Annotated in this window: 20 protein-coding genes, 1 other RNA gene and 2 pseudogenes; 9 read left to right on the top strand and 14 right to left on the bottom strand. The window is 66.0% G+C overall.

The features are described from left to right. Positions 1-176 precede the first annotated feature (176 nt). Both BV908_RS06405 and BV908_RS06400 read right to left on the bottom strand, forming a co-directional pair. Positions 177-2,759, bottom strand: coding sequence for an ATP-dependent DNA helicase (locus BV908_RS06405; protein ID WP_103737645.1), 2,583 nt, complete (start codon positions 2,757-2,759; stop codon positions 177-179). After that, entirely contained in the window at positions 2,756-4,441 is a 1,686-nt protein-coding gene (locus BV908_RS06400) for a VRR-NUC domain-containing protein (RefSeq protein ID WP_103737568.1), read from the bottom strand. Before BV908_RS06400 ends, BV908_RS06405 begins: the two co-directional genes overlap by 4 nt. 109 nt (positions 4,442-4,550) lie before the next feature. On the opposite strand from BV908_RS06400, the gene BV908_RS06395 reads away from it, so the two are divergent. From BV908_RS06395 to BV908_RS06385, 3 genes are read left to right on the top strand one after another with little or no spacing between them, the layout of a single operon-like run. After that, positions 4,551-5,228 (top strand): response regulator, encoded by a 678-nt coding sequence (locus tag BV908_RS06395; RefSeq protein ID WP_103737567.1) that lies wholly within the window; start codon positions 4,551-4,553, stop codon positions 5,226-5,228. Beyond that, positions 5,225-6,685 carry an ATP-binding protein gene (locus tag BV908_RS06390; RefSeq protein ID WP_103737566.1) on the top strand — a complete coding sequence of 487 codons (1,461 nt, stop codon included), beginning with the start codon at positions 5,225-5,227 and terminating at the stop codon, positions 6,683-6,685. Before BV908_RS06395 ends, BV908_RS06390 begins: the two co-directional genes overlap by 4 nt. A gap of 7 nt (positions 6,686-6,692) precedes the next feature. Beyond that, a complete protein-coding gene (locus tag BV908_RS06385; protein WP_103737565.1) occupies positions 6,693-7,535 on the top strand; it encodes a TlpA disulfide reductase family protein in 843 nt (280 codons plus the stop codon). Between the two features lie 38 nt (positions 7,536-7,573). On the opposite strand, the gene BV908_RS06380 is transcribed toward BV908_RS06385, so the two are convergent. Further along, the gene (locus BV908_RS06380; RefSeq protein ID WP_011805639.1) at positions 7,574-8,476 is read right to left on the bottom strand and encodes an MBL fold metallo-hydrolase; all 903 of its coding nucleotides are present in this window, start codon (positions 8,474-8,476) and stop codon (positions 7,574-7,576) included. A 107-nt stretch (positions 8,477-8,583) separates the two neighbouring features. On the opposite strand from BV908_RS06380, the gene BV908_RS06375 reads away from it, so the two are divergent. The 4 genes from BV908_RS06375 to BV908_RS06360 all read left to right on the top strand — a co-directional run bounded on the left by BV908_RS06375 (position 8,584) and on the right by BV908_RS06360 (position 10,527). Continuing rightward, the gene (locus tag BV908_RS06375) at positions 8,584-8,913 is read left to right on the top strand and encodes a metalloregulator ArsR/SmtB family transcription factor (RefSeq protein ID WP_103737644.1); all 330 of its coding nucleotides are present in this window, start codon (positions 8,584-8,586) and stop codon (positions 8,911-8,913) included. 4 nt (positions 8,914-8,917) lie between these two features. After that, positions 8,918-9,361 carry a YeeE/YedE family protein gene (locus BV908_RS06370; protein WP_011805641.1) on the top strand — a complete coding sequence of 148 codons (444 nt, stop codon included), beginning with the start codon at positions 8,918-8,920 and terminating at the stop codon, positions 9,359-9,361. A gap of 22 nt (positions 9,362-9,383) precedes the next feature. Beyond that, positions 9,384-9,806, top strand: a complete 423-nt coding sequence (locus BV908_RS06365; protein WP_103737564.1) for a YeeE/YedE family protein — start codon at positions 9,384-9,386, stop codon at positions 9,804-9,806. A 97-nt stretch (positions 9,807-9,903) separates the two neighbouring features. Then, complete coding sequence (locus BV908_RS06360) at positions 9,904-10,527, top strand: DUF599 family protein (protein WP_103737563.1); 624 nt, start codon at positions 9,904-9,906, stop codon at positions 10,525-10,527. 4 nt (positions 10,528-10,531) lie between these two features. On the opposite strand, the gene BV908_RS06355 is transcribed toward BV908_RS06360, so the two are convergent. The 7 genes and pseudogenes from BV908_RS06355 to BV908_RS06315 all read right to left on the bottom strand — a co-directional run bounded on the left by BV908_RS06355 (position 10,532) and on the right by BV908_RS06315 (position 16,215). Beyond that, positions 10,532-11,104 (bottom strand): hypothetical protein, encoded by a 573-nt coding sequence (locus BV908_RS06355; protein ID WP_015913012.1) that lies wholly within the window; start codon positions 11,102-11,104, stop codon positions 10,532-10,534. Between the two features lie 409 nt (positions 11,105-11,513). Further along, positions 11,514-12,134, bottom strand: coding sequence for an FMN-binding negative transcriptional regulator (locus tag BV908_RS06345; protein WP_103737561.1), 621 nt, complete (start codon positions 12,132-12,134; stop codon positions 11,514-11,516). A gap of 171 nt (positions 12,135-12,305) precedes the next feature. Further along, a pseudogene (locus BV908_RS06340) lies at positions 12,306-12,494 on the bottom strand (TetR/AcrR family transcriptional regulator); the annotation flags it as partial. Positions 12,495-13,274: 780 nt separating this feature from the next. Next, positions 13,275-13,709 (bottom strand): annotated as a pseudogene (locus BV908_RS22410) (hypothetical protein); the annotation flags it as partial. A 24-nt stretch (positions 13,710-13,733) separates the two neighbouring features. After that, entirely contained in the window at positions 13,734-14,387 is a 654-nt protein-coding gene (locus BV908_RS22615) for a hypothetical protein (protein WP_210433997.1), read from the bottom strand. Beyond that, complete coding sequence (locus BV908_RS06325) at positions 14,317-15,429, bottom strand: hypothetical protein (RefSeq protein ID WP_146052201.1); 1,113 nt, start codon at positions 15,427-15,429, stop codon at positions 14,317-14,319. The genes BV908_RS22615 and BV908_RS06325 overlap by 71 nt, the downstream gene beginning before the upstream one ends. Positions 15,430-15,945: 516 nt before the next feature. After that, positions 15,946-16,215: a DUF1902 domain-containing protein gene (locus tag BV908_RS06315; RefSeq protein ID WP_103737558.1), complete on the bottom strand. Its 270-nt coding sequence runs from the start codon at positions 16,213-16,215 to the stop codon at positions 15,946-15,948. Positions 16,216-16,752: 537 nt separating this feature from the next. Between BV908_RS06315 and BV908_RS06310 the strand changes: the two genes are divergently transcribed. Together BV908_RS06310 and BV908_RS06305 are read left to right on the top strand one after the other, a co-directional pair. After that, positions 16,753-17,097, top strand: coding sequence for a hypothetical protein (locus tag BV908_RS06310; RefSeq protein ID WP_103737557.1), 345 nt, complete (start codon positions 16,753-16,755; stop codon positions 17,095-17,097). A 162-nt stretch (positions 17,098-17,259) separates the two neighbouring features. Then, positions 17,260-18,516, top strand: a complete 1,257-nt coding sequence (locus BV908_RS06305) for a TniQ family protein (RefSeq protein WP_103737556.1) — start codon at positions 17,260-17,262, stop codon at positions 18,514-18,516. A gap of 573 nt (positions 18,517-19,089) precedes the next feature. Here BV908_RS06305 and ssrA read toward each other — a convergent pair. From ssrA to ompA, 4 genes are all read right to left on the bottom strand, one after another. After that, positions 19,090-19,468: a transfer-messenger RNA gene (gene ssrA / locus BV908_RS06300) on the bottom strand. A gap of 13 nt (positions 19,469-19,481) precedes the next feature. Further along, entirely contained in the window at positions 19,482-20,159 is a 678-nt protein-coding gene (locus BV908_RS06295; RefSeq protein ID WP_103737555.1) for an HAD-IA family hydrolase, read from the bottom strand. Further along, entirely contained in the window at positions 20,156-20,869 is a 714-nt protein-coding gene (gene ubiG, locus BV908_RS06290) for a bifunctional 2-polyprenyl-6-hydroxyphenol methylase/3-demethylubiquinol 3-O-methyltransferase UbiG (protein WP_011805662.1), read from the bottom strand. The genes BV908_RS06295 and ubiG overlap by 4 nt, the downstream gene beginning before the upstream one ends. Before the next feature lie 79 nt (positions 20,870-20,948). After that, positions 20,949-21,605: an outer membrane protein OmpA gene (ompA, locus tag BV908_RS06285; protein WP_011805663.1), complete on the bottom strand. Its 657-nt coding sequence runs from the start codon at positions 21,603-21,605 to the stop codon at positions 20,949-20,951. Positions 21,606-21,677 lie beyond the last annotated feature (72 nt).

Here is a 21,677-nt window from a genome sequence, read left to right as displayed (position 1 = left end):
AAATCAGCTTTCCCTTCAAGCCGGTTCGGGGAATCAAACCCTCCGGATTTATCAGCCAAATTGGCCTCTAAGGTGCTGTAGTCAAGCGCCAACAGCTACCACATTCATAGCATCCAGCGCTTTTCGCTTTCGGTATCACGGGCACGCGTGCTGCCCCACATCCGAGACAAAGCCCCTCACCCCACCTGCCACCACCGTGGCAACAACGCGCGCACCTCTGCACGCTGAAAGCGGTCGTCCATCAGCACCACCACGCCCTGGTCGTGCTCGGTGCGGATCACGCGGCCGGCCGCCTGCACCACTTTGCGCAGGCCGGGATAGAGGTAGGTGCAGGCGTAGCCCTGGCCGGGGCCCAGGGTCTCGTCCAACGCATGTTGCATGGCGTCGTTCACGGCGTTCACTTGCGGCAGCCCCAGCGTGGCGATGAAGGCGCCGATGAGGCGGGTGCCTGGCAGGTCCACGCCTTCGGCAAAGGCGCCGCCCAGCACGGCCAGGCCCACGCCCTGGCCGCCTTCGGTGAAGCGGGCGAGGAAGGCGGCGCGGCTGGCGTCGTCCATCTCGCGCGTTTGCTGCCATTGGGGCACCTGCGGGTGGCGCTGGGCGAGGGTGGCGGCCACGCGCTGCAGGTAGTCGAAGCTGCTGGCAAAGCACAGGTAGTTGCCGGGCTGGCGCGCGTACTGCGCGGCCACCAGGTCGGCGATGGGGGCGAGCGAGGCCTCGCGGTCACGCCAGCGGGTGGAGATGTGCGGGGCCACGCGCACCTGCAACTGGTGGGCGGCAAAGGGGGCGGCCACGTCCAGCCAGACGGTGTCGGGCGGCAGGCCCAGCAGGTCGCGGTAGAACTGCGGCGGGCTGAGCGTGCCCGAGAACAGCACCGTGGCCTGCGCCGCGGCGTGGCGCGCGGCCAGGTGCGGTGCGGGCATGACGTTGCGGATGCACAGCGTGGTGGCGGGTGTGCGGGCCCGGCCGCTGCGGCTGCGCGGTGGCGTGGCGGTGCGCTGCAGGTCGAACAGCGCATGCGTGCCGAACTGCTCGGCCAGGGCCTGGAAGTGCAGCAGCGACCAGTAGAACGCCAGCACCGCGTCGCCCGGCGGCAGGGGTTGGTCGGCCTGGGCCTCGGCCATGGCGCCTACGGCGCGCTGCACGGCGCCCAGCAGCGCGGGCGGCACGGTGGTGTGGGCCTGGTAGCTGGGCGTGGCGGCGATGGGGCGCGCGGGTGCGGTGGCGCCGGCGTGCGATGCGCCGGGTGCGCCTGGCGTGCCAGCGTCTTCTGCGGCCTGGCCCACGGTCTTGCCCAGCGCATTCCACTGGCGGTGCAGCGCGTCGAGCGCCTTCTTCACGGGGCCGGTGGCGGCCTGGCGTGCGGCGGCCAGCTCGAAGGGCGAGAGCGGCGCGGTGTACATGCTGCGCGCGCGCTCCAGCAGGTTGTGGGCTTCGTCCACCAGCACGGCCACGCGCCAGCCCTGCTGCTGCGTGAGGGCGTACAGCATGGCGGCGCTGTCGTAGTAGTAGTGGTAGTCGGCCACCACCACGTCGGCCCAGCGCACCAGCTCTTGCGACAGGTAGTAGGGGCAGATGCCGTGCTGCAGCGCCACGCTGCGCACGGCGGGTGCATCCCACGGCGCGGGCTGTTGCACGGCGGCGGCGCGGGCGGCGGGCAGCCGGTCAAAGAAGCCGCGCGCCAGCGGGCAGGCATCGCCATGGCAGGCGCTGCCGGGGTGTTCGCAGGTCTTGTCGCGCGCGTGCAGGTCCAGCACGCGCAGCGGCGTGCCGGGCGCGTGCGGGGCCAGCGCGCCCTGCAACTGGGCCAGCGCGTGCAGCGCCAGGCCGTGGCCCGTGCCCTTGGCCGTGAGGAAAAATAGCTTGTCCAGCCCGCTGGGTGCGCGTGGCGCGCTCTCTTTTTTGATGGTTTCAGTGTCCCCGCTGGCCACCGCATCGGCGGCGGCGCCGGATGCGGCAGCGGCCGGAGCCGGCCCGCCCTGCCCTGGCGTGGTGATCGCCGGGGGCACCGTGGCCGGGGGCGCCATAGCCGGGGGCGCCATAGCCTTGAGCAGCGGGAACAGCGTGCCCAGGGTCTTGCCGATGCCGGTGGGCGCCTGGGCCAGCAGGCAACGCCCGGCGGGGGCGCTGGCACCCTCTGCGTTGGGGTGCGCGGTGCGGTACACGGCCACGGCCAGGTCGCGCTGCCCGGCGCGGAACGCGGGCAGCGGAAAACGCAGCAGCGCCAGGGCCGCGTTGCGCTGCTGGCGGTGCGCGGCTTCGCTGTGCGCCCAAGCCAGGTAACGCTGGCACTGCGTGGCAAAGAACGCCTGCAGCGCGGCGGCGGTGTTCTCTTGCACCAGCACGGTCTCGGCATGGGTGGTGGCGTGCACGTAGACCAGCGCGAGCTTGAGCCCCGCCAGCCCGCGCGCCTGGCACAGCAGGTGGCCGTACACCTGGGCCTGGGCCCAGTGCAGCGCGCGGTGGTGGGGGCGCACGCTGTCCAGCGTGCCGCGGTAGGTCTTGATTTCTTCAAGCTGCCCCAACGCTGCGTTCCACCCATCGGCACGGCCGCGCACCGTCAGGTGGTCGTACGTGCCGCTCAGGGGCACCTCGGCCTCGTAGCCGGCGCCCCGGCGCTGCTGCACGGCGCGGTGGCCTTCCATGCCCTCAAGGGCGCTGGGAGCGGGGGTGAAGCGCAGGTCCAGGTCGCCCGTGCGGGCCGTGAACTCGCACAGCGCGCGCACGGCCACCACGTGGGGGCGCGGGGCGGCCGTCATGCCGCGCCGCACCACTGCACGTGGCACACCTGCACCGGAATGCCCTGCGCCACGCAGTAATCCAGCCAGCGGATCTGGTTGTCCTGCAGCTTGTCGCCGGGGGCCTTCACCTCCACCAGCGCATAGCGCTCGGCCCCGGGCGGGCGGCCGGGCCAGAAGCGCACCAGGTCGGGCAGGCCGGTGCGGTTGGCCTGCACGTCGCGCAGCAGCCGGGCGAACAGCCGCTCCAGGTGCGCCGGCGGAATGCATTCCAGCGCCAGCGCCAGCAGTTCGGCGCTCAACGCGCCCCAGGCCACGAAGGGCGACTGGGTGCCGTGCTTCTCTTCAAAGCGCTGCAGGATGGTGGCGCGGTAGCGGCCGTCGTGCAGCTCGGCCAGGCAGGCGTCGAACAGGGCCTGGCGGCGCGCCACGAAGTCGGGCGCGCCCAGGTCGGCCGGGCCACTCTGGAACGGGTGGAAGAACGCGCCCGGCAGCGGCGCAAAGATGGCCGGCCAGCACAGCAGGCCGAACAGCGCGTTGACGAGCGTGTTCTCCACATAAAACACCGGTGCCTCGGCGCAGTGCCAGTGCGCGCGCAGCGCGTGCTCCACCGACTGGGGCGGCGTGGGCGCGGGCAGTTCCACGTCCATGCGCAGCGCAGCCACGGCCGGGGCCAGCGCGGGCCGGCGCGGCCCGCCGCCCTGCCCCAGGCTGCGGCGCAGGCGCGGCAGCATGCGCGCCACGCGCTGGTGTTCTTCTTCACTTTCAGGAGCAGCCAGCGCTTGATGGGCAAGGGCTAGAGCCTGATCGGAGCATTGCATGCGCTCCAGCACGCGGATATGGCGGTGGCGCGCACCGGGGGCGCGGCTGGCGGCGTAGGCCTGGGCGGCCAGCGGCCAGTCGCGCGCGCGCTCGCAGGCCTGGCCCACGCGCAGCAGGACCCGCGCGCGGCGCTGCTCCAGCCACGGCGTGGCGCTGTGCGCGGCGGCCAGGGCCTGCAGCAGCGCAGCGGCGTCGAAGCCCTCCGCGTCCAGCGCCTGGCGGCAGGCGCTGAGGGCGAGGTAGGTGTCCACATCGGCCTGATGCTGGAAGGCGCGCGAGGCAGCGTCCAGCGGCACGGCCTCGTAGCGGAACACGCCCAGGTCGGCCAGCACGAACTCCGCCCAGCTCTGGTGCAGGTTGCCGAAGAACATGAGCCGCAGGCGCTCGCAGCGCGCGCCCACCGTCACGTGCCAAACGGGCTCGTCGGCGTGCGGGTGCCAGGCGGCGTAGGGCTGCCGAAGGTCAGCGCGGTCGGCCAGGGCCTGCAGCATTTCGGCCTTGCGCATGGTGGGGTGCAGCGCAGTGCCCTGCAAAATCTGTAGCAGCTCGCGCTTGGTGTGCAAGGCAAACAGCTCCAAAAGACCCAGGGGCGCATCGGCGCACAGCCAGCCCCGCGACAGCAACGGCGCGGCAGCGTCGCGCGTGTCGGGAATCTCGTCATAGGCCAGCTTGCTCGCGCGAAACCACGGCCTGCGCCGCATCACCATGCGCACCAGCAGGGCCTGTGCGGCCTGGGGCAGTTGCCGAAAGTCGGTGAGGAACTGCAGGTCGTCCACACCGAGCAGGTCGCCATAGCGCGTGTGCAGCCAGTCCAGCGCACGCTGGAAGTTGTGCAGGTAGTAAAAGCGGTGCGGTGCGGGCGCAGGGCCGGGCTGCGGCATACAAAAGACTGTGCGTTTATACAGTCAATGATACCGGCGCAGCGGGTGCGCCGTTAATGTGGGGATAACGCGCCGTTCCTAGAATGCGGGCTTTTGCCAAGCGGGCCGCATGCACATCCTGATCGTCGAAGACAACGCACTGGTGGCCAGCGGCATCCAGGCCGGGCTGGAGTTGCACGGCTTCACCAGCGACACCGCGGGCAGCGTGGCGCAGGCGCAGGCCCACATGACCAGCCGCCAGTTCGATGCCTGCGTGCTGGACTTAGGCCTGCCCGATGGCGACGGCATCAGCCTGCTGCGCCAGTGGCGCGGCAAGGGGTTGGCGCTGCCGGTGCTGATCCTTACCGCGCGCAGCACCATCGAGGACAAGGTGGCCGGCTTTCAGACCGGCACCGACGACTACCTGACCAAACCCTTCGACCTGCAGGAGCTGGTGCTGCGCCTGCGCGCCCTGCTGCGCCGCGCGGGCGGGCGCACCAGCGACCTGCTGGCGCTGGGCGACTGCCAGGTCAACATGGCCACCGGCGAAGTCACGCGCAACGGCGTGGCGATAGACATCTCGCGCCGCGAATGGGCGCTGCTGCAGGCCCTGCTGCAGGCGCATGGGCGCGTGCTGAGCGCGGCACAGCTGCATGACAGCCTGTACGGCCTGGACCAGGACGTGGGCAGCAACACCGTGAACGTGCACGTGCACCATCTGCGCAAGAAGCTGGGCGCCGATGTGATCGACACCGTGCGCGGCCTGGGCTTTCGGCTGGGCGCGCGCTACTGCGGCGGTGCGGCATGACGCCACGACCGGTGCAAAGCCTGCGGGTTCGGCTGGTGCTGGGCCTGAGCCTGACCATTTGCCTGGTCTGGAGCGGCGTGGCGATCTGGCAGTTCACCAACATGCAGCGCGAGCTGCGCACGCTGCTGGACGACCGTCTCATCGCATCGGCCCGGATGGTGGTGGGCATCGTGCAGCAGTTCCAGCAGGCCGAGCTGGCGGTAGCGCCGCGCGCCAGCAACGATGCGCTCCTGTCGGTCATTGGCCGCGATGGTGTGGCCTGCGAGGTGAGCCTGGTGCGCAGCGAAGTGGACATCCTGCCCATCGCGCGCACCAACAACATCCCGGACATGGCCTCTGCCGGCAACGCGGGCTTTGGCCAGATCACCAAGGGCGGCAAGCAGTGGCGCACCTATGTGCTGGAGGACAAGGGGGTGCGCGTGGCCACCGCCGACCGGCTGGATGTGCGTGACCAATTGGTGCAGACCTTCGTGCGCACGCTGGTGCTGCCCTTCGTGCTGGCGCTTGCCGTCATCCTGCTGCTGACCTGGTGGATGGGCACGCGCAGCCTGCGCCCGCTGCAGCGCCTGCGCGAGGAGCTGGTGCAGCGCCCACCCCACGACCCCACGCCCGTGCAGTCGGGCCGCGACGTCAAGGAACTGGCCCCGCTGGTGGACAGCCTGAACCAGTTGCTGGCGCGCATGGATGCCAGCATGGAACACGAGCGCCGCTGGACCGCCGACGCGGCGCATGAGCTGCGCACGCCGCTCACCGCCATCAAGACCCATGTGCAGGTGGCGCAGCTGACACTTGCCGCGGGCAACAACAACGCCAGCCCCGACAAGGCCGCCAACGCACTGCGCCAAGCGGGCGAAGGCATCGACCACATGCACGCCACGCTGGAGCAACTGCTGCAGCTTGCACGCGTGGAAAGCGCCAGCGCGGGAGAGGCGCGCGCCACCGTGGGCACCGGCATCGCGCAGGCCTTCCGCCTGGCCTGCAGCCAGTCCCTGCAGCGTGCCGAGAACGAGGGCATTCAGTTGCCCTCCCCACCGCTGGACGCGGCAGAAATACCCGCCGACCCGGCAGCCTGGCAGGCAATACAGCTACCGCTGCCCCCCGCGCTGCTGGCCTGCGCCATCACCAACCTGATCGACAACGCGCTGCGCCATCACCAGGGCCCCGCCCCTGTGAGTGCCACGCTGCGCTGGCAAGCCGATGATGCCGGCCCGGGCACGGTGGAAGTCTGTGTGCGCGACGAAGGCCCCGGCCTGACCCCTGCGGAGTGCGAGCAAGCGCTGCGGCGTTTCTGGCGCAAGTCCAGCACCTCGCCCGGCAGCGGCCTGGGCCTGACGATCGTGCGCCGCATCGCCGAAAGCGCCCATGGCACGCTGACGCTGGAGCCGGCCGAGCCCGGCCTGCGGGCGCGGCTGTGCCTTCCGGCGCTGGTGGTGACCTCTTCGGCGGCAAAGGACTGACGCCGCCGTGGACCGCGTACTGCACCTGGGCCCACTGGTCCTGCCGTGGATGTTGCTGGTGCTCCTGGGCGCCTGGCAGTTGGGCACGATGGTGCATGAGCGACTGGCCGCACGGCGTGGCCTGACGGGCGGCCCGCATGGCTGGCGGCTGCCCCTGGTCGCACTGATCGCGGCGCGGCTGGGCTTCGTGCTGCGCTATGCGGATCTGTATGCCAGCGCGCCGGTGGCTGTGCTCGACATCCGCGACGGCGGATGGTCGCCCTGGGTGGGCCTGGGCGCCGCGCTGCTCTATGTCGCGCTGCTGTGGCTGCGGCGCAGCCCATGGCGGCAGAGCGCCACGGCAGGGCTGGCCACATTCGCCGGCGTATGGCTGCTGGGTTGGGGCGTGCTGCAGGCTACGGCACCGCGCGAGCAGGCCGCCCTGCCCTCATGGCAAGGCGTGGCGCTGGATGCGCGCACGGTCGCCCTGCCAGAGCTGAAGGGGCAGCCCGTGGTGGTGAACCTGTGGGCCAGTTGGTGCCCACCCTGCCGGCGCGAGATGCCCGTCATGCTGGAGGCGCGCGAGGCGCAGTCGCCCCTATCGCCCCAGTCGCAGGTGCGTTTTCTGTGGGTGAACCAGGGGGAGCCTCCCGAGACAGTCGCCCGGTTTGCGGCGCAGCAGCGCCTGCCGGCCGCCGATGTGCTGCTGGACTCAGCGGGCCAGCTGGGTAGCGCGCTGGGCCACAAAGCCCTGCCCACCACCCTGTTCTATGACCGCCTCGGCCGTCTGGCCGCGGTGCGCGTGGGCGAGCTGTCGGCTGCCACGCTGGCCCAACACCTCGCGCTCATCAGCGGCCACTCCGCCCCTTAGCCACGCGGCCGCTGGCGCAAAGAGGTGCGCCGCCGGCATCACGACATGCCCTGCGGCGCGCCAGCCCCTTTCAGGAACGCATTGATGGGCAGCTGGATATAGGTACGCCCGTCGTCCTGCGCGGGCGGCAGCTTGCCGGCGCGCACATTGACCTGCACCGAAGGCAGGATGAGCGTGGGCATGGCCAGTGTGGCGTCCCGCGCGGTGCGCATCTGCACGAACGCGGCCTCGGTCACGCCCTCGTGCACATGGATGTTGCCGCTGCGTTGCTCTGCCACGGTGCTGACCCAGGCGGGTGCGCGGTTCTCGGGCGGATAGTCGTGGCACATGTGCAGTCGGGTGTGCGCGGGCAGCGCCAGCAGGCGCTGGATGGAGCGGTACAGCGTGGCGGCGTCACCGCCCGGGAAGTCCGCACGGGCCGTACCCACGTCGGGCATGAACAGCGTGTCGCCAACGAACACGTCGTCGCCCACGCGGTAGGCCATGTCGGCAGGCGTGTGGCCGGGTACATGCAGCGCCGTCAGCTCCAGCCCGCCGACATGGAAGGTCTCGCCGTCCTCGAACAGGTGGTCGAACTGGCTGCCGTCGGGCAGGAAGCTGCGCTCGAAATGGAACACGCTGCGAAAGAGCTGCTGCACCGCGCGGATGTGCGCGCCGATGGCGACCTTGCCGCCGAGGTGGTGGCGTATGTGCTGCGCGCCCGAGAGATGGTCGGCGTGTGCGTGGGTTTCCAGAATCCACTGCACCTGCCAGCCCTGGCGGCGCACGTATTCAATGATGCGATCCGATGAGGCGCTGGTCAGCGTGCCGGACTTCGGCTCGAAATCCAGCACGGGGTCGATCACGGCCGCTTGGCCGGCGTCGGTGTCTGCGAGCACATAGCTCACGGTGCCCGTCACGGGGTCGAAGAAGGGCTCGATATGCATGGAGGCGTGGGGCATGAAGGTCCTTTCGCAATGAAGACGGAAGTGCCGAAGCAGCACCACCAGCCAACAACAATTTATTTTCTGATATATTATATGAAAACATATTGTTTTGCACCTCCATCATGATTGACGACGCCACGACCCTGGAGCTGGACCTGCCCGCCATGCGCGCCCATGCGGGCGAAGCCGTGACCATGCTCAAGCTGCTGGGCAACGAAGACCGGCTCATGCTGCTGTGCCAGCTGACCGAAGGCGAGCGCACCGTGGGTGAGCTGGAGCAGCTCACCGGCATCGGCCAGCCCACGCTGTCGCAGCAGTTGGGCGTATTGCGCCGCGACGGGCTGGTGCAAACCCGCCGTGAAGGCAAATTCATCTGGTACCAACTGGCGGACGACCGCGCACTGCAGCTGATGCAGGCCATCCATCGCCTTTTCTGCAAGCAAGGAGCTTGATCCCATGACCATCCTCTGGAATTCGTTCACCCCCTGGTCATCGCTGGCCGGCGGCATGCTGATCGGCCTGGCCGCGGCGCTGCTGATCGTGCTGCTGGGGCGCATCGCCGGCATCAGCGGCATCGTGGGCGCGCTGCTGCAGCGCAGCAGCTGGGCCAGCGTTGCCAACTGGGGCTGGCGTGCGGCCTTCGTGATCGGCATGGTGGCGGCGCCATTGGTCTGGCAGCTCATCGCCCCCCTGCCCCCCATGGAGATGCCCAGCAACCCGCTGGTCATCGTGCTGGCTGGCCTGCTGGTCGGTTTTGGCACCCGGCTGGGATCGGGCTGTACCAGTGGGCACGGCGTGTGCGGACTCTCGCGCCTGTCGCTGCGCTCCCTGGCCGCCACCCTGACCTTCATCGGTGCCGGCGCCGCCACGGTGTTCGTGGTGCGTCACGTGCTGGCCTGACCCCATCTCAAGGAGAAACACCATGGCTTCTGCCATCGCATCACTGATTGCCGGCCTCATCTTCGGGGTGGGCCTGATCCTGTCGGGCATGGGCAATCCCGCAAAAGTACAGAACTTCCTGGACTTCTTCGGCGCCTGGGACCCTTCGCTCGCCTTCGTCATGGGGGGCGCCATTCTTGTGGGCCTGGTGGCGTTCACCTGGGCCCGCAAGCGCAAGACCTCGCTGCTGGGAGACCCCATGCAGCTGCCCTCCTCCACCGCGGTGGACAAACGCCTGCTGACCGGCGCGGCGCTGTTCGGCATCGGCTGGGGATTGGCGGGGTTCTGCCCCGGCCCAGCCGTGATGAACCTGGGGACGCTGCGCGGCGAGGTCTGGCTGTTCGTGGCCGCCATGCTGGCGGGGATGCAGCTGCAACACTTCTGGGATCGCCGCACGCGCTCCTGAAAAAATAGCTGGCAGCGCTTGTCATTGGCTGAATTCATTGCAATAACGCACTGAAAACCAATACCAACAAGCGCTATAAGCTCCTTAATTCATAGCGATGCACATGGACTCCCTGCTGTTTCTCCTCACCGCCGCGCTGCCGTTGCTGTACCTTGTGCAGCACTGGGCGTGGGCACCTTCCGCCACACGCGCCCATACACGGTTGCGGCAGGAATGGTTTGCGGCCATTGCGCAGCACAAGGGCACCGAAGTGCTGGGGGTCCAGACGCTACGCAACTCGCTCATGTCCTGCACCATGACGGCGACCACGGCCACGCTGGCGTTCATGGGCGGGCTCACGCTCACCCAGGGCCACTGGCCGTCGCAGTGGTGGCATCACGGTTTTCCACCGTTGGGCACCGACCAGGGGCTGGCCTTCTGGAACGCGTTCGCCGTGCTGGTGCTGCTGGCGCTGGCATTCCTGACCTCGATGCTGGCGGCGCGCAACTACCACCACGCCGGCTTCGTGGCGGGCATGCCCGTGGAGTCCGCTGCGCGCCGGTCATGGCAGACCCTGGGCGAGCGCAGTCTGATGCGCGCGGGCCTGTACTACAGCCAGTCGCTGCGCCTCATGATCTGGGCGGTGCCGCTGGCGCTGTTCTACATCCACAGCCTGCTGGGCGCCGCCACTGCGGTGGCGCTGTTCCTGTCGATGTGGGGCTGGCTGGACGTGGACCGCTGATGCCCTATTTGCCGCCGCCCAGGCGGTCCATCAAGCCGCCGCGAGAGCTGTCGGGGTTGGCCACCTGGCCGCTGGCGGACTCCACGGCAGTGACAAAGTAGCTCATCGCCTCGACGGCCTTGCTGCGCTCTTCACCGCTGTTGAGCGTCTCATCCACGCTGCGCCCATCGGCGGTGTGAACCCGCACCCAGCTGCGCGGCGTATAGGCGATCTGGTCCACCAGCCGCAAGGGCACATCGAACGCCGTGGCGGGGTAGCCCAGCGCAGCGGCCTCGGCGCGCGAACGCGAACGCACGCGCACCGCCTGCCCGCCCCCCAAATGGAAGTCCGCGCCCGTGACCTCCGCCGCCTGATGGGGCAGGCCCACGGTGAGCACCGCCTGCGCCGGCTTCGCCGCGCTCCACGCCGCCGCCAGCACGGGGCACTGGGGCCGGGAGCACGCGGCACTCGCGGGCGCCACCGTCACGGTCTTTTTCCCTTCGGATTCGCCTTGCTGAATCTGCGGCACCAGCGTTTGCTGGCTGGCACAGCCCGCCAACACCAACGCTCCAAACGCACCCGCCCGCCAGAATTTCATGGATTCACTCCCACATAGAAAACCGCATGGTGCCATGCCCGCGGGCGAGATGCGGCAACCCTCGGAATCCTTCATGGGCCCGCTCCCGGAATAAGGCATCCGCGCCGACCGGCTCCGGCGTCGCCATTGCACGCTCTGCGCCAACGCGACGGCACGCGATGCGGCGCGCGGCTTTCACCGAGGCGCGCAGGAGGCGATCCGCCACCGCACTGCCGGGCATTACCGCCCCAGCAGGTCCGCCGACGGATTGCATGGCAGCCACCATGGCCGGGCTTACCACCAGTGCCCACCTTGCTAGGTCAGGGCCTGGATCGTTTGCTGGATAGCGCATCACCTGGCACGCAACGCACTGAGGCCCGCCACCCCGCTCCGCGCATGGCCGCAAGCCGGCCGGCCAAGGAGTTGCGGGTCACGATGTGGGGGACGTCGCCTCCCTCATGGCTTTGGCGAGCCCATGGTTGCCGCGGGACTCCAGTCCTTGAATCGCGCCCTCGCGGTCTTGCTCGCCGTGGTGCTGGTTCAGCTTGCGCTTTCCTTCCAGTCGCCCGAGACGGATCTCGATGCCCACGATATGCCGCAGTTGCTCATCCAGGTAGTCTGGCGGCGCATCGCCCATCTTCCACGGCTGTGCCTGCCCCGCCTCATGCTGGCGCGTTAGCAAGGCGACCACCCTGCGAACGAATTTCACATCGTCGCGGACATGAATCGTTCCGTGGGCATGGACAACCTCGTAGTTCCAGGTAGGCACGCGCCGATGCGTCTCCTGTTTACCGGGATACCAGTTGGGAGAGATATAACCTTCGACGCCGCGGAAGACGACAAGCACTTGATCGCCGTCGCGTACCTCGCGCCAGATGGGATTGCCACGCGCCACATGCGCCAGCAGCATGTCGCCATCCAGAAAAAATGGAAGGTGGCTGGCCTCCAAACCGGCGGAAGTGTGTGTCACCAGCATGCCCAGCGCGTTCTCGCGGACGATGCGGTGAAGCTCCCCGATCCGGGACTCGGCGAATTGTGCAGGTAGGTACATAAAGCGCGTGGTGGAAAAAGTTGCCGGAAGCCTTTCAGCCAGGCGCCCGTTTGGCGCCTATCCAAACCCGCTGCGCAAAGGATGGACAGGCCCCCTAAGGCTAGCAGCCTCATCGTCAGCACTAACGTGATGGGCGCTTCAAATGTGCGAGCGCCTGTCCAAATCCAGCGACTACGGGGCTAGCTGCTCCCGCAAGGTTGCCAATATTTCTTCAGACAGCGCCGGGTCGCCTGCCGCCGTGGCGCGGGCGAGAACCAATGCCCCAACCATGCTGCTGAGGGTCGCGATAGTCCGGGCACGCTTGGCCCCGTCATTACCCGGGAGCACGCTCATAAAGCGGTGGATGTTGCGCTCCACCCCCGGCACGTAAGGCTGGTCCTTCATCAGCTCGTAGGCTGCCTGGTCGATCAGGCCAGACTCCTTGGCCACCTTCAGCGCGGCCTCGTTGAAGGCGTTGAGTTCACGCAGCGCGGCTGCATAGGCCGGCATGCGAGGTGAGCCATCCGCCATGTTCCCTGCGTTGAGCGTCTTGAGGTCGGAGATGTCCTGGTCCGTCAGCAGGTTCTCCTTGCCCTCGGCCTTCAGGCGCTCCGCTCGCTGCGCGGCCACCCACTGGAAGAAGCGATCGTGCTCCCCCTGGAGGCTGGCCAAGACCTGGGCAAAGCCGCCATTCTTCATGTCTACGTCGTACACGCCGTCGCGCAGGTAGGGCTTGCCGTACAGCAACGCCGCCTCGACCGCACCGTCCGATCCCTTGGACAGGCGCGCCGGCATGTAGGCCTTCGGACTCACTTCCTTGATCGGGGCGAATTGGTCCACCAGACCCTGGCGCAGCTTGGTGCCCAGGTTGGCGCGCATGGACTGGGCTCTTTCAGCCCAGGTCTGTTTCGTGATGATGCCGAACGCGCGCTCGGCGGCGCGCTGCTGGGCTGGGGTGTAGTCGCCCGTGGCGGGCGATGCCGCTACGCCGCGGCTGTAGAACAGTCCTTCAGTCGCCGCAGGATGGCGATGCGCGAGCCCCAGCAGGTTCGCCAGTAGTGCATCAGATCGCCCGTTTCCGCCTCGGCCCGCTTCGCCCGTTCCGCGTAGAAGGGAATCGAGGACAGCCCTTCGCGCCAAAGTTGTGCGGCCTGCTCCCGCATTTCGGCCGTAACCACCGTCCGCGAGGAGGGAAATCCCGTCGCGGTCAATGGGGTTGCGGTCGGAGTCGAGGTAAGTGCCACTTTGAGGATCGAAGGTGATGCCGGTTTCGCCCGCATTCTCCATGGCCTGCAGGTTCAGGTCAATCAAGCGGCGGATGTTGCCCAGGTCATCCCCATAGACCCAGTTGAGCGGCGGCACACCCACGCGACTGTCCCCGCGCACCTGTCGCGGGTGTGGCGCCAGGTGGCGCGTGGTGCCGAACTTGAGCGCACTCGACAGCATCTGCTCCGAGCGCCGGCGCAGCGCCTGGTCGCTCAAGCCCGCCGGATCACCGATGAAGATGCGGCTCGTGTTGTGGGCATAGTTCGCCGCGATGGCGTAGATCAGCAGGCCTTCGCCCTGCCCTGCCAGCCGGGAGGCATCGATCCACACGTCCTCCGTGCCGGGCGGAACGTCCTACGGGTTGTCGCCCGGGCGCCCCAGATCCATGTTCGCCATCTCGCCGTCTTCGAGATCGAAGCCATAGACGGTGTCACCGTAGGGATTCGGCGGCCGCACACTCAGCGTAGCCGTGTCGCCGCTGGGCATCGTGAGTTCGTATTCCTGGCGGCCAGGAATGCCCTGCACACGCTTGACCTTGATCGCCTTGTTGACGTCTGCAGCAATGCCTTCGACGGAATCTGCCGCTGACCGGTTCACTTGGAACAGATCATCCATGCGGCTGAGTTCGGCCAGGACGTTCCCTGCCTCTGCGCCAGCGCCGTCCAGCTCGCCGCGGTGCGCGGGGTTCTCCCGCTGGGCGATCCCGAACGCCAGATTCACCAGGTCCTGCGAGTTGAAGCTGTCGGGCTTGCCAGTGATCTTGCCCCACACCTGGCGCAGCGCCACGCGCACATGGCCCAGCCAGCGCGCCACGGTGCCAGGCGGTGCCAACAGGTTGGGTTTCACGCCCATCTCCAGCGCCACCTGTACGGCATACGGGAACAGTTCCTGGGTGGACAGCTCGGGGCCCGACGCCTGCACCCGTGCTGCGGCTTCGTCATACAAGCGCGCCAGCGCGCACGACAGCCGCGTCTTGCGCGGATTGCACAGCGGCTGCGCGCCGCTCATCCTGCGCCTGCCGGGTCAGGGCTTCGGCACTGTCGATGGCCGCCTGCGTGCGCTGGCGCGCCTGGGTGTCGGCGCGCAGCTGGGCGCGCGCCTGCGCGCCATCTGCCACCCCAAACCCGCCGCCCACGGGTGCGGCAGCCAAGCCCTCCAAGGCCGCCTGCCCAGCCACACCCTGCCACGTCGGCACATCAAAGCCCTCGCCCTGCAGCGCCAGGTTGCCAGCCAGCCACTCCTGGCCGCCCTGCACGGCCTCCATGGGGGCTTCCTTGGCAGCACCAGAGACCGCCGAGCGCACAATGCCAGGAGCTGCGCGCTCTGCGGCCTCACTTGCCACACCGCGCCCCAGCAGCCGGCGCATCGCAGACTCCGCGCCGGTGTCACCCGCTACTCCCCCGAGCGCGCCACCGAGCGCGATGGAGCCCAGGTTGTCGCCGCCGTAGGCCTGCGCGGCATCCGCGCGCTGCATCGCTTCGGACTCGCTGGCGCCCGCTTCCAGGTACTTTTGCTTGGTCGCCTCGTGAATCGATCCCTTGATGTTGCCGACGCCCTGTGCCACGCCAACACCGATCTGCGCCGCGCGCGAGGCCAGCGCCGCCTGACCCAGGCCGGGGATGGCGGCAGCGGCCAGTGTGGGCGCCGCCGTGCCCAAGGCATTCAACGTGGTGTCGATGGGAGCGTCCGCAAACGCCCCTGCGTGCGCCTTCATTTCCTCCCAGGTGCTGCCGGAGGCTTCAGCCGTCTTGATCTTGGCGGCGCGCTCTTGCTTCTGCGCCTTGCGGTAGGGGGACTCCAGATAGGTCAGCGCGTCGGCGGCCTTGCCCAGCCCGCGCGAGACCGCGTTGTCCGCGCCCGCCACGTCGGACAGCATCTTGACGCCCTGGACCACGCCAGTGCCGGCGCCGATGGCGGAGTCGCCCAGGCTGTGGACTATGGAGCGGGTAGGTTTCTTCCCAAGGTCTGGATCAAGGAAGGGGTTAGGTGCTTCCCGCGCCCCCACCAAGTCGCTACCTAGATTCGGATCGGAGAACGGGTTCTGTGCCATGCCCCGCACTGTCGCGGGCGCGGGCTAGTGCGTCGAACCCTATGGGGGTCAGCCCGCCTCGCGCGCCATCTCCCACATCTGCTGGAGCAGCGCCTTGGGTCGCCCCTCAAGGTGTGTCTCGCTTAGAATTTTGTGCGCCCGGTTGAAACGTCGTCGTGCTTGGGGAATTGGACCCCTCCACTTCGGCTGATCAACTGGGCGTTCTGCTTGTGCAGGTACAGCAGCTGCCCCCGGCGCGCCGGCAAGCCTCCACCAAGGCAGTGCTCGCCTTGGTGCGTGGCGGCGAACCATATGGGGTGGCCAAAGAAAAAGCCCGCCGAAGCGGGCTTTTATCTCAGAAACGGTGGTCAATCCCCGCTTGCTTCATGATGGCGTTCGCCGTATGGCGCGAATCGCAGTTGGTCGACACGGTTACGCAGAGATTCTTGCGGCACCAGGACTGGTGTGACCCCTTTTGACGCCTCATCTCAAAACCGTGCTGCCTCAGGACCTCGATCACACAGCTGTAAAAGCCGTTCATGCGCAGCGCAGTTCGCCATCCCACGCCGCAAGCGGCTTGTGCTTGAGCGGCTGATGCACCTGATCCTCAAGCAAGAGATCCACACAGTCATAGACGGACGAGATCAACTCGTCCTTAGTTTTGGCTTCGGCAACAAGGCCGCGCAGATCTGGGCTGGTAGCCACATAGACGTCCGCCTCACTGTCGAACACTACGTCCACACGGACAACCAGCGGGATACCTAGCCTGGCGAGGAAGCGCCAGAATGGGTTTCCGACTCTGTACATGTTTATTCCTTGAGTTCGCTCCACGAACGCGAAAAAGACTGAAAGCTCTGTTGTCACAAGTTCCGACAAATGCCAACAGTCTGGCTATTCTGCCACCACCACAAAAATATCGCTGGAACAGCAACGTTTTTTGCAGCTATTCGGCGGAAATCGGCATTCATGCCACGCCTGCTACATTCCCGCCAAGAGGGCGCTCATGACATCGAAATACACCAAGGAGCAGAAAGAAGGCCTGGCCCGCTTCATCGACACCATTGCGGCCTCGGCGTTCATTGGCGGTGTGGTTGGACTGACGGGGCACAGCCCATTGAGCATCTGGGAGGTAATTACCCTGTTTGCAATCTGTCCTATACTTCTCTCACTGTCGTGGAAATTGAGGAAGCCGACATGATCATCACCGCACTCATCATCTTCGTGATTGCCGCTGCTGGCGTGACCTGGTACGTCACAACCCACTGAGCAGCAGAGATACATCGATCTGCACCACTTGGGCGCCTTGGCGCCCTTTGTCGTTTCTGGGCCTACTACATTCCGCCCATGCGCCATGCCCTCGCCTGCCTCCTGTTGATCTCGGCTCCAGCCTGGGCGGCTAACTACGCCGAGTGCGTGTTGGGCAAAGCCCCAGGAGCGGCGAACGATGTGGCTGCGGAGGCCATCCACCAGCTCTGCCTGTCCGAGAACCCGGGCGGCCTGCAGGCGGTGAAGCAGGGTTCTGGGCGCGGCTTCTTCGGGTTCAAGAGCGGCGCCGAGTGCACGGCAAAGAAGGCCAGCGACACCCGGAGTCATCAGGCGGCGGCCATGGTGGGGGTGGCTTGTCGGCGGCTTTATGACGAGCCAAATCCATTTCTTGACCCGAACCTCGGCAAGGTTTTGTTGAAGTAACGTCACCTGCCCCCAAGCGCCCGCTTGGCCGCACCCTGTCCATAGATCTGATCAAAGTTGCCCGCTTGGCCAGGGTTCTGTTTGAGCCAAGCTATATGGTTGTCGGATGGCGCCTGCCCCCCACCCTGCGCAGCACCCACTTCTCGCCCCGTACGGAGATCAATGACGCGTTGTGGCACGTTACGCACGGCGCCGGCCTGCGGGTCCCACTCCTGGCCGCCGCCTGCGGTCATGAAGTTGTTTCGTAGGTTCGCAGATTCCGCCGACCGGCCCTGCAGTGTCAGCAGCGCCCGCTCGGCTGCCCTTACGTGGTCAAGCGCGCTTTCGGCCTTGACCAGCATTCCCCGTCTCGACCGGCTGACGTTTCTGCCTTGGCGCGACGTGATTTCTCAAAACGGTCTGCCCATCGTGAGCAAAGGGCAATTCTGCCCGCAGTGCCTCGCAGAGGACCAGGCTGCTGGCCACGCCCCGTACTTCCGCCTGACCTGGGAGCTCAAGACGGTAAGCGTTTGCCCCAGGCACCGGGTGAGGCTGAGCCAGCACTGCCCGTGCTGCGGCAAGGACAATGTGCGGCATGCTGCGGCATTGGTGGTTCCCGGATGGTGCACGAAATGTGGTGCGTTTCTCGGTGGTCAAACACGCGCCGCCGAACCTGAAATGGCTATCGAGGCGGTTGAGCTTTGGCGGGCCCGCCAGGTCTACGAACTGGTCCGTGTACAACAGTCCGTGGAGCAGGCGCCATCACGGGACATGCTTGTTGCCACTATCGAGCACATTATTGGTGAAATGGACGGGGGTCAGGCCACCCGATTTGCTGGACGGGTCGGCTTATCCAAAGGCACCGTGCACTACTGGCTCAAGTCGGACAAAACACCAACGCTGGACGCCAGTCTGGCTGTTGCTTCTCAGTCAGGCATTGGCTTGTCGCGATTGCTGACAGGGCAATCTCAAGGCTGGACACCTCCCACGCAAGGACAGCAGCTCGCACTTACGCTGTTCAAACCGGAGTGCCGGAGCAAATCGCCCGCTCGAACCATCGACTGGGAAGAAGTCGACCGCCAACTGCAGAAGTTTCTCCATCAGCCCAACCCCGTCTCGGTGCGCGAGGTTTCTCGCCAGCTCGGCATCGAAGTCCGGCAGTTGTACCTACGCGACAACCAGACCACCCGTCAAATCGGCCAGCGCTGGCTTGCCTACCTGCGGCGCCGCAAGGTCGCCAACCTACAAGAGGCAATACCTCACTTGGAGTCGGCTGGCAAAGAGGTGCTCATGGCGGGCAAGTCTCTGAACCTCAGGGAGATGAAAGCCAGACTGCCTCATGAGGTGACACAAAGCATCCAAGGGTTTTACGGCGTACTCAAAGATGTCCGTCTCCGGTTGGTGGGGGAGTCCCCGGAGCACCACAAGATATCTGTATAAACACCCCTCAAATCGCACTGTGGTGAGGATGAGCCTAGCCATCCTGCGAGCCACGAACGCAGGATACCTTCAGACCCATCCCCGCTGTTTCGGCACTGCGGAGCCGGCGTCACCCGCCAGTCGTTCGTCTGAAGGCACTGGCTTCGCCACCTTCCCCGGGGTCTCAAGACTGTCCCACAGTCCCGGGCTATCCCCTGACCGCTGTCGTTATTGAACCCGACCAGCCAGGCGGCCACCCGAAATTCAACGGGTTGCTATGCGTGTAGCAACACGTTGGCCAAACCTGTTCGTTCTCCAGAAATTTTTTTATCAGCCGCGCATGCCCTCACAGGCAGCGACATCCGCGCGCTCGTTGAACGCACCGCTTCTCCAGGCAGGGAGAGGCGCACCCGTCACCCTATCTGCTATCGCAAAGAAAAAGCCCACAGCTGACGCTGCGGGCTTTCTTTTTTGCTAACACAAAAGGCCGATAAAGCAAAATGTGTCCTATCGGTAAGTTAACCATAAAGTGACCAGGTGGCCACTTTATGGTTAACGCCACAGGATTAGTGTGGACGCCCTTGGATGGGGTTATGGTGGAGCTGGCGGGAATTGAACCCGCGTCCGCAAGCCTTCTTCGGGCAGATCTACATGTTTAGTGCTCTGTTTTCATTCTTGCATCTCACGTCGCGCAGGCACACGCTACGCAAGATGCCAGCACCCTTGAATCTCGTGCCACGCCAAGGTGCCCGGCATGCCACCAGCTGATGTAAATTCCCTTGCAGCCGGGAGGCCTTGCGGCCCCCTTGCCCAGCCCATCAGCGTGCTGTTGCAAGGCTCACCGGTATTTAAGCGGCGAGTGCGAAACGTTCGTCGTTTGCAGTTAGTTTAGTGAATGGAGATTTACGAGCGTCACTCAAGCTCGACATGCACCGCTCCGATTCCGAACCCACGTCGAAACCGGGACAGCCCCTTGGATGACTATTTTAGTCCAGGCCCATCAATTTCAAGAGGTCAAGGGGGGAATAAATCTCTGCATCCGCGCCCCAACTCTTCGGGGAGGCGCCCGAGCCAAGATAGCCGTACATGGCCACCACGGTTTTCATGCCTGCAGCTTGCCCTGCCTGAATATCTCTTTCGTCGTCACCGACGTAAATGCACTCGTGCGGCTCCAGCCCAAGACGCCGTGCAGCCTCCCACAAAGGCTCTGGGTGGGGCTTGGAATACGCAGTGGTGTCTCCACTGACGATGGCCCCCGCATTGGCGAAAAGCGCCACGCGCTGGGCGATGAGCGAGGTAAAACGCTCCACTTTATTGGTCACCACACCCCATTTCAACGGACGATGCTCAAGAGTAGCCACCAATTCCTGGATGCCAGGAAACAATGCCGTTTGATCGTGGATGCATTGCTCGTAGTTGGTGAAAAACTCTTCCCTCAAGCCGGGAAAGTCCGGATGGTCCGGCGTGATACCGAATGCCACCGACAACATACCCCTCGCGCCCGCGCCGGCCAGGGGACGATAGGCCTCCAGCGGCAGCGAAGGGAGCCCGCGGACGGACCGCAACTGGTCCGCAGCAAAGCCTAGGTCAGGCGCACTATCGATCAAGGTGCCATCCAGGTCGAACAACACCCCGCGCACCGCCGTGAAAGACACCTCGCTCATGCAGTTGGTCGCCTGGTAGCGAACAGGTAATTCACATCGGTATCCCCGCTCAGCCAATAGCGGCCGGTTACGGGGTTGTACTGCATGCCGCGCGTATGCAACACATCAAGGCCCGCCTGGCGGCATGCGGATGCCAGCTCACTAGGGCGGATGAATTTGGCGTACTCATGCGTTCCCTGGGGCAGCATCTTGAGCAGGTATTCCGCCCCAACGATCGCCAACGCAAAGGCCTTCGCATTCCGGTTGATCGTAGAGAAGAACACCCATCCGCCTGGCTTGACGAGGCGCGCGCATGCGGCCACGACCGACTGGGGATCGGGCACGTGCTCCAGCATCTCCATGCAGGTGACCGTGTCGAACGACCCAGGACACTCGTTTGCCAACTCCTCGACGCTGATCTCCCGGTACTGTACGCGCGGCGTTTCCGCCTCCAGGGCATGGAGCCGCGCCACGCGCAATGCCTTGGACGCCAGGTCGATCCCCGTGACCTCTGCCCCCTTGCGGGCCATGGAGTCCGACAGAATTCCCCCGCCGCACCCCACGTCGAGAACCTTGCGCCCTTCCAGAGGCGAGAGTTGATTGATCCAATCCAGCCGCAACGGATTGATTTGGTGCAGCGGACGGAATTCGCTGTCGGGGTCCCACCAGCGATGGGCCAGTTCCGAAAACTTGGCCAACTCAGCGGGATCGGCGTTTACAGAAACAGTCATGTTTTCATTGTCCCATCTGCAACGAGCAAGGCATAAAAAAAGCCCCGTTGCCGGGGCTTTTTTGTGACCGATGGATCGATCAGTTGGCGCGGGTACCAACCACTTCGATTTCCACGCGGCGGTTCTTGGCGCGACCTTCCTTGGTCTTGTTGTCCGCCACGGGCTGCTTTTCGCCCTTGCCTTCGGTGTAGACGCGGTTCTTTTCGATGCCCTTGGACACCAAGTAAGCCTTCACAGCTTCAGCGCGACGCACAGACAGCTTCTGGTTGTAGGCGTCGGTACCGATGGAGTCGGTGTGACCCACGGCAATGATCACTTCCAGGTTGATGCCCTTGACCTTGGAAACCAGGTCGTCCAACTTGGCCTTGCCTTCGGGCTTGAGGACGGACTTGTCGAAGTCGAAGAAAGCGTCGGCTGCATAGGTCACCTTGCTAGCGATAGCAGGTGCGGGGGCAGGAGCGGCAGGAGCTGCGGCTGCAGGAGCGGGTGCAGCTGCGGGAGCAGGAGCAGCAGCCTTCACCAGAGCGCCGTCGCAACCTTCAGCAGCGGTTGCGGGGGTCCAGTTGGCGTCGCGCCAGCACAGTTCATTCGTGCCGTTCTTCCAGACCAGCTCGCCCGAGCCGTTTTGCCAGTTATCGATGACCTTACCGCCGTCTGCCGCCTTCACTTGAGCAACAGCCGAGGTAGCAAGCACAGCAGAGGCCAACAACATCGCCACTTTGTTCAGTTTCTTCATGGTTCTCCTCTTGGGGAAAAAGCCGCAGCCGCGCTGCGAATCAGGGACGTCGTCAGTGACCATCACCAAAAA

The sequence above is a fragment of the Diaphorobacter sp. LR2014-1 genome (assembly GCF_002916785.1).
Taxonomy (GTDB): domain Bacteria; phylum Pseudomonadota; class Gammaproteobacteria; order Burkholderiales; family Burkholderiaceae_C; genus Diaphorobacter; species Diaphorobacter nitroreducens.
This window is presented reverse-complemented; position numbering and strand designations above follow the sequence as displayed.

Bases quoted from the DNA above. Each gene is read 5' to 3' on its own strand.
- BV908_RS06345 (WP_103737561.1), bottom strand. From the start codon at position 12,134: ATGTACCTACCTGCACAATTCGCCGAGTCCCGGATCGGGGAGCTTCAC.
- BV908_RS06360 (WP_103737563.1), top strand. From the start codon at position 9,904: ATGCACATGGACTCCCTGCTGTTTCTCCTCACCGCCGCGCTGCCGTTG.
- BV908_RS06310 (WP_103737557.1), top strand. From the start codon at position 16,753: ATGCGCCATGCCCTCGCCTGCCTCCTGTTGATCTCGGCTCCAGCCTGG.
- BV908_RS06325 (WP_146052201.1), bottom strand. From the start codon at position 15,429: ATGGCACAGAACCCGTTCTCCGATCCGAATCTAGGTAGCGACTTGGTG.
- BV908_RS06380 (WP_011805639.1), bottom strand. From the start codon at position 8,476: ATGCCCCACGCCTCCATGCATATCGAGCCCTTCTTCGACCCCGTGACG.
- BV908_RS06295 (WP_103737555.1), bottom strand. From the start codon at position 20,159: ATGAGCGAGGTGTCTTTCACGGCGGTGCGCGGGGTGTTGTTCGACCTG.
- BV908_RS06370 (WP_011805641.1), top strand. From the start codon at position 8,918: ATGACCATCCTCTGGAATTCGTTCACCCCCTGGTCATCGCTGGCCGGC.
- BV908_RS06390 (WP_103737566.1), top strand. From the start codon at position 5,225: ATGACGCCACGACCGGTGCAAAGCCTGCGGGTTCGGCTGGTGCTGGGC.
- BV908_RS06375 (WP_103737644.1), top strand. From the start codon at position 8,584: ATGATTGACGACGCCACGACCCTGGAGCTGGACCTGCCCGCCATGCGC.
- BV908_RS06400 (WP_103737568.1), bottom strand. From the start codon at position 4,441: ATGCCGCAGCCCGGCCCTGCGCCCGCACCGCACCGCTTTTACTACCTG.
- ubiG (WP_011805662.1), bottom strand. From the start codon at position 20,869: ATGACTGTTTCTGTAAACGCCGATCCCGCTGAGTTGGCCAAGTTTTCG.
- BV908_RS06315 (WP_103737558.1), bottom strand. From the start codon at position 16,215: ATGTACAGAGTCGGAAACCCATTCTGGCGCTTCCTCGCCAGGCTAGGT.
- BV908_RS06395 (WP_103737567.1), top strand. From the start codon at position 4,551: ATGCACATCCTGATCGTCGAAGACAACGCACTGGTGGCCAGCGGCATC.
- BV908_RS06365 (WP_103737564.1), top strand. From the start codon at position 9,384: ATGGCTTCTGCCATCGCATCACTGATTGCCGGCCTCATCTTCGGGGTG.
- BV908_RS06305 (WP_103737556.1), top strand. From the start codon at position 17,260: ATGACGCGTTGTGGCACGTTACGCACGGCGCCGGCCTGCGGGTCCCAC.
- BV908_RS22615 (WP_210433997.1), bottom strand. From the start codon at position 14,387: ATGAGCGGCGCGCAGCCGCTGTGCAATCCGCGCAAGACGCGGCTGTCG.
- BV908_RS06355 (WP_015913012.1), bottom strand. From the start codon at position 11,104: ATGAAATTCTGGCGGGCGGGTGCGTTTGGAGCGTTGGTGTTGGCGGGC.
- BV908_RS06405 (WP_103737645.1), bottom strand. From the start codon at position 2,759: ATGACGGCCGCCCCGCGCCCCCACGTGGTGGCCGTGCGCGCGCTGTGC.
- ompA (WP_011805663.1), bottom strand. From the start codon at position 21,605: ATGAAGAAACTGAACAAAGTGGCGATGTTGTTGGCCTCTGCTGTGCTT.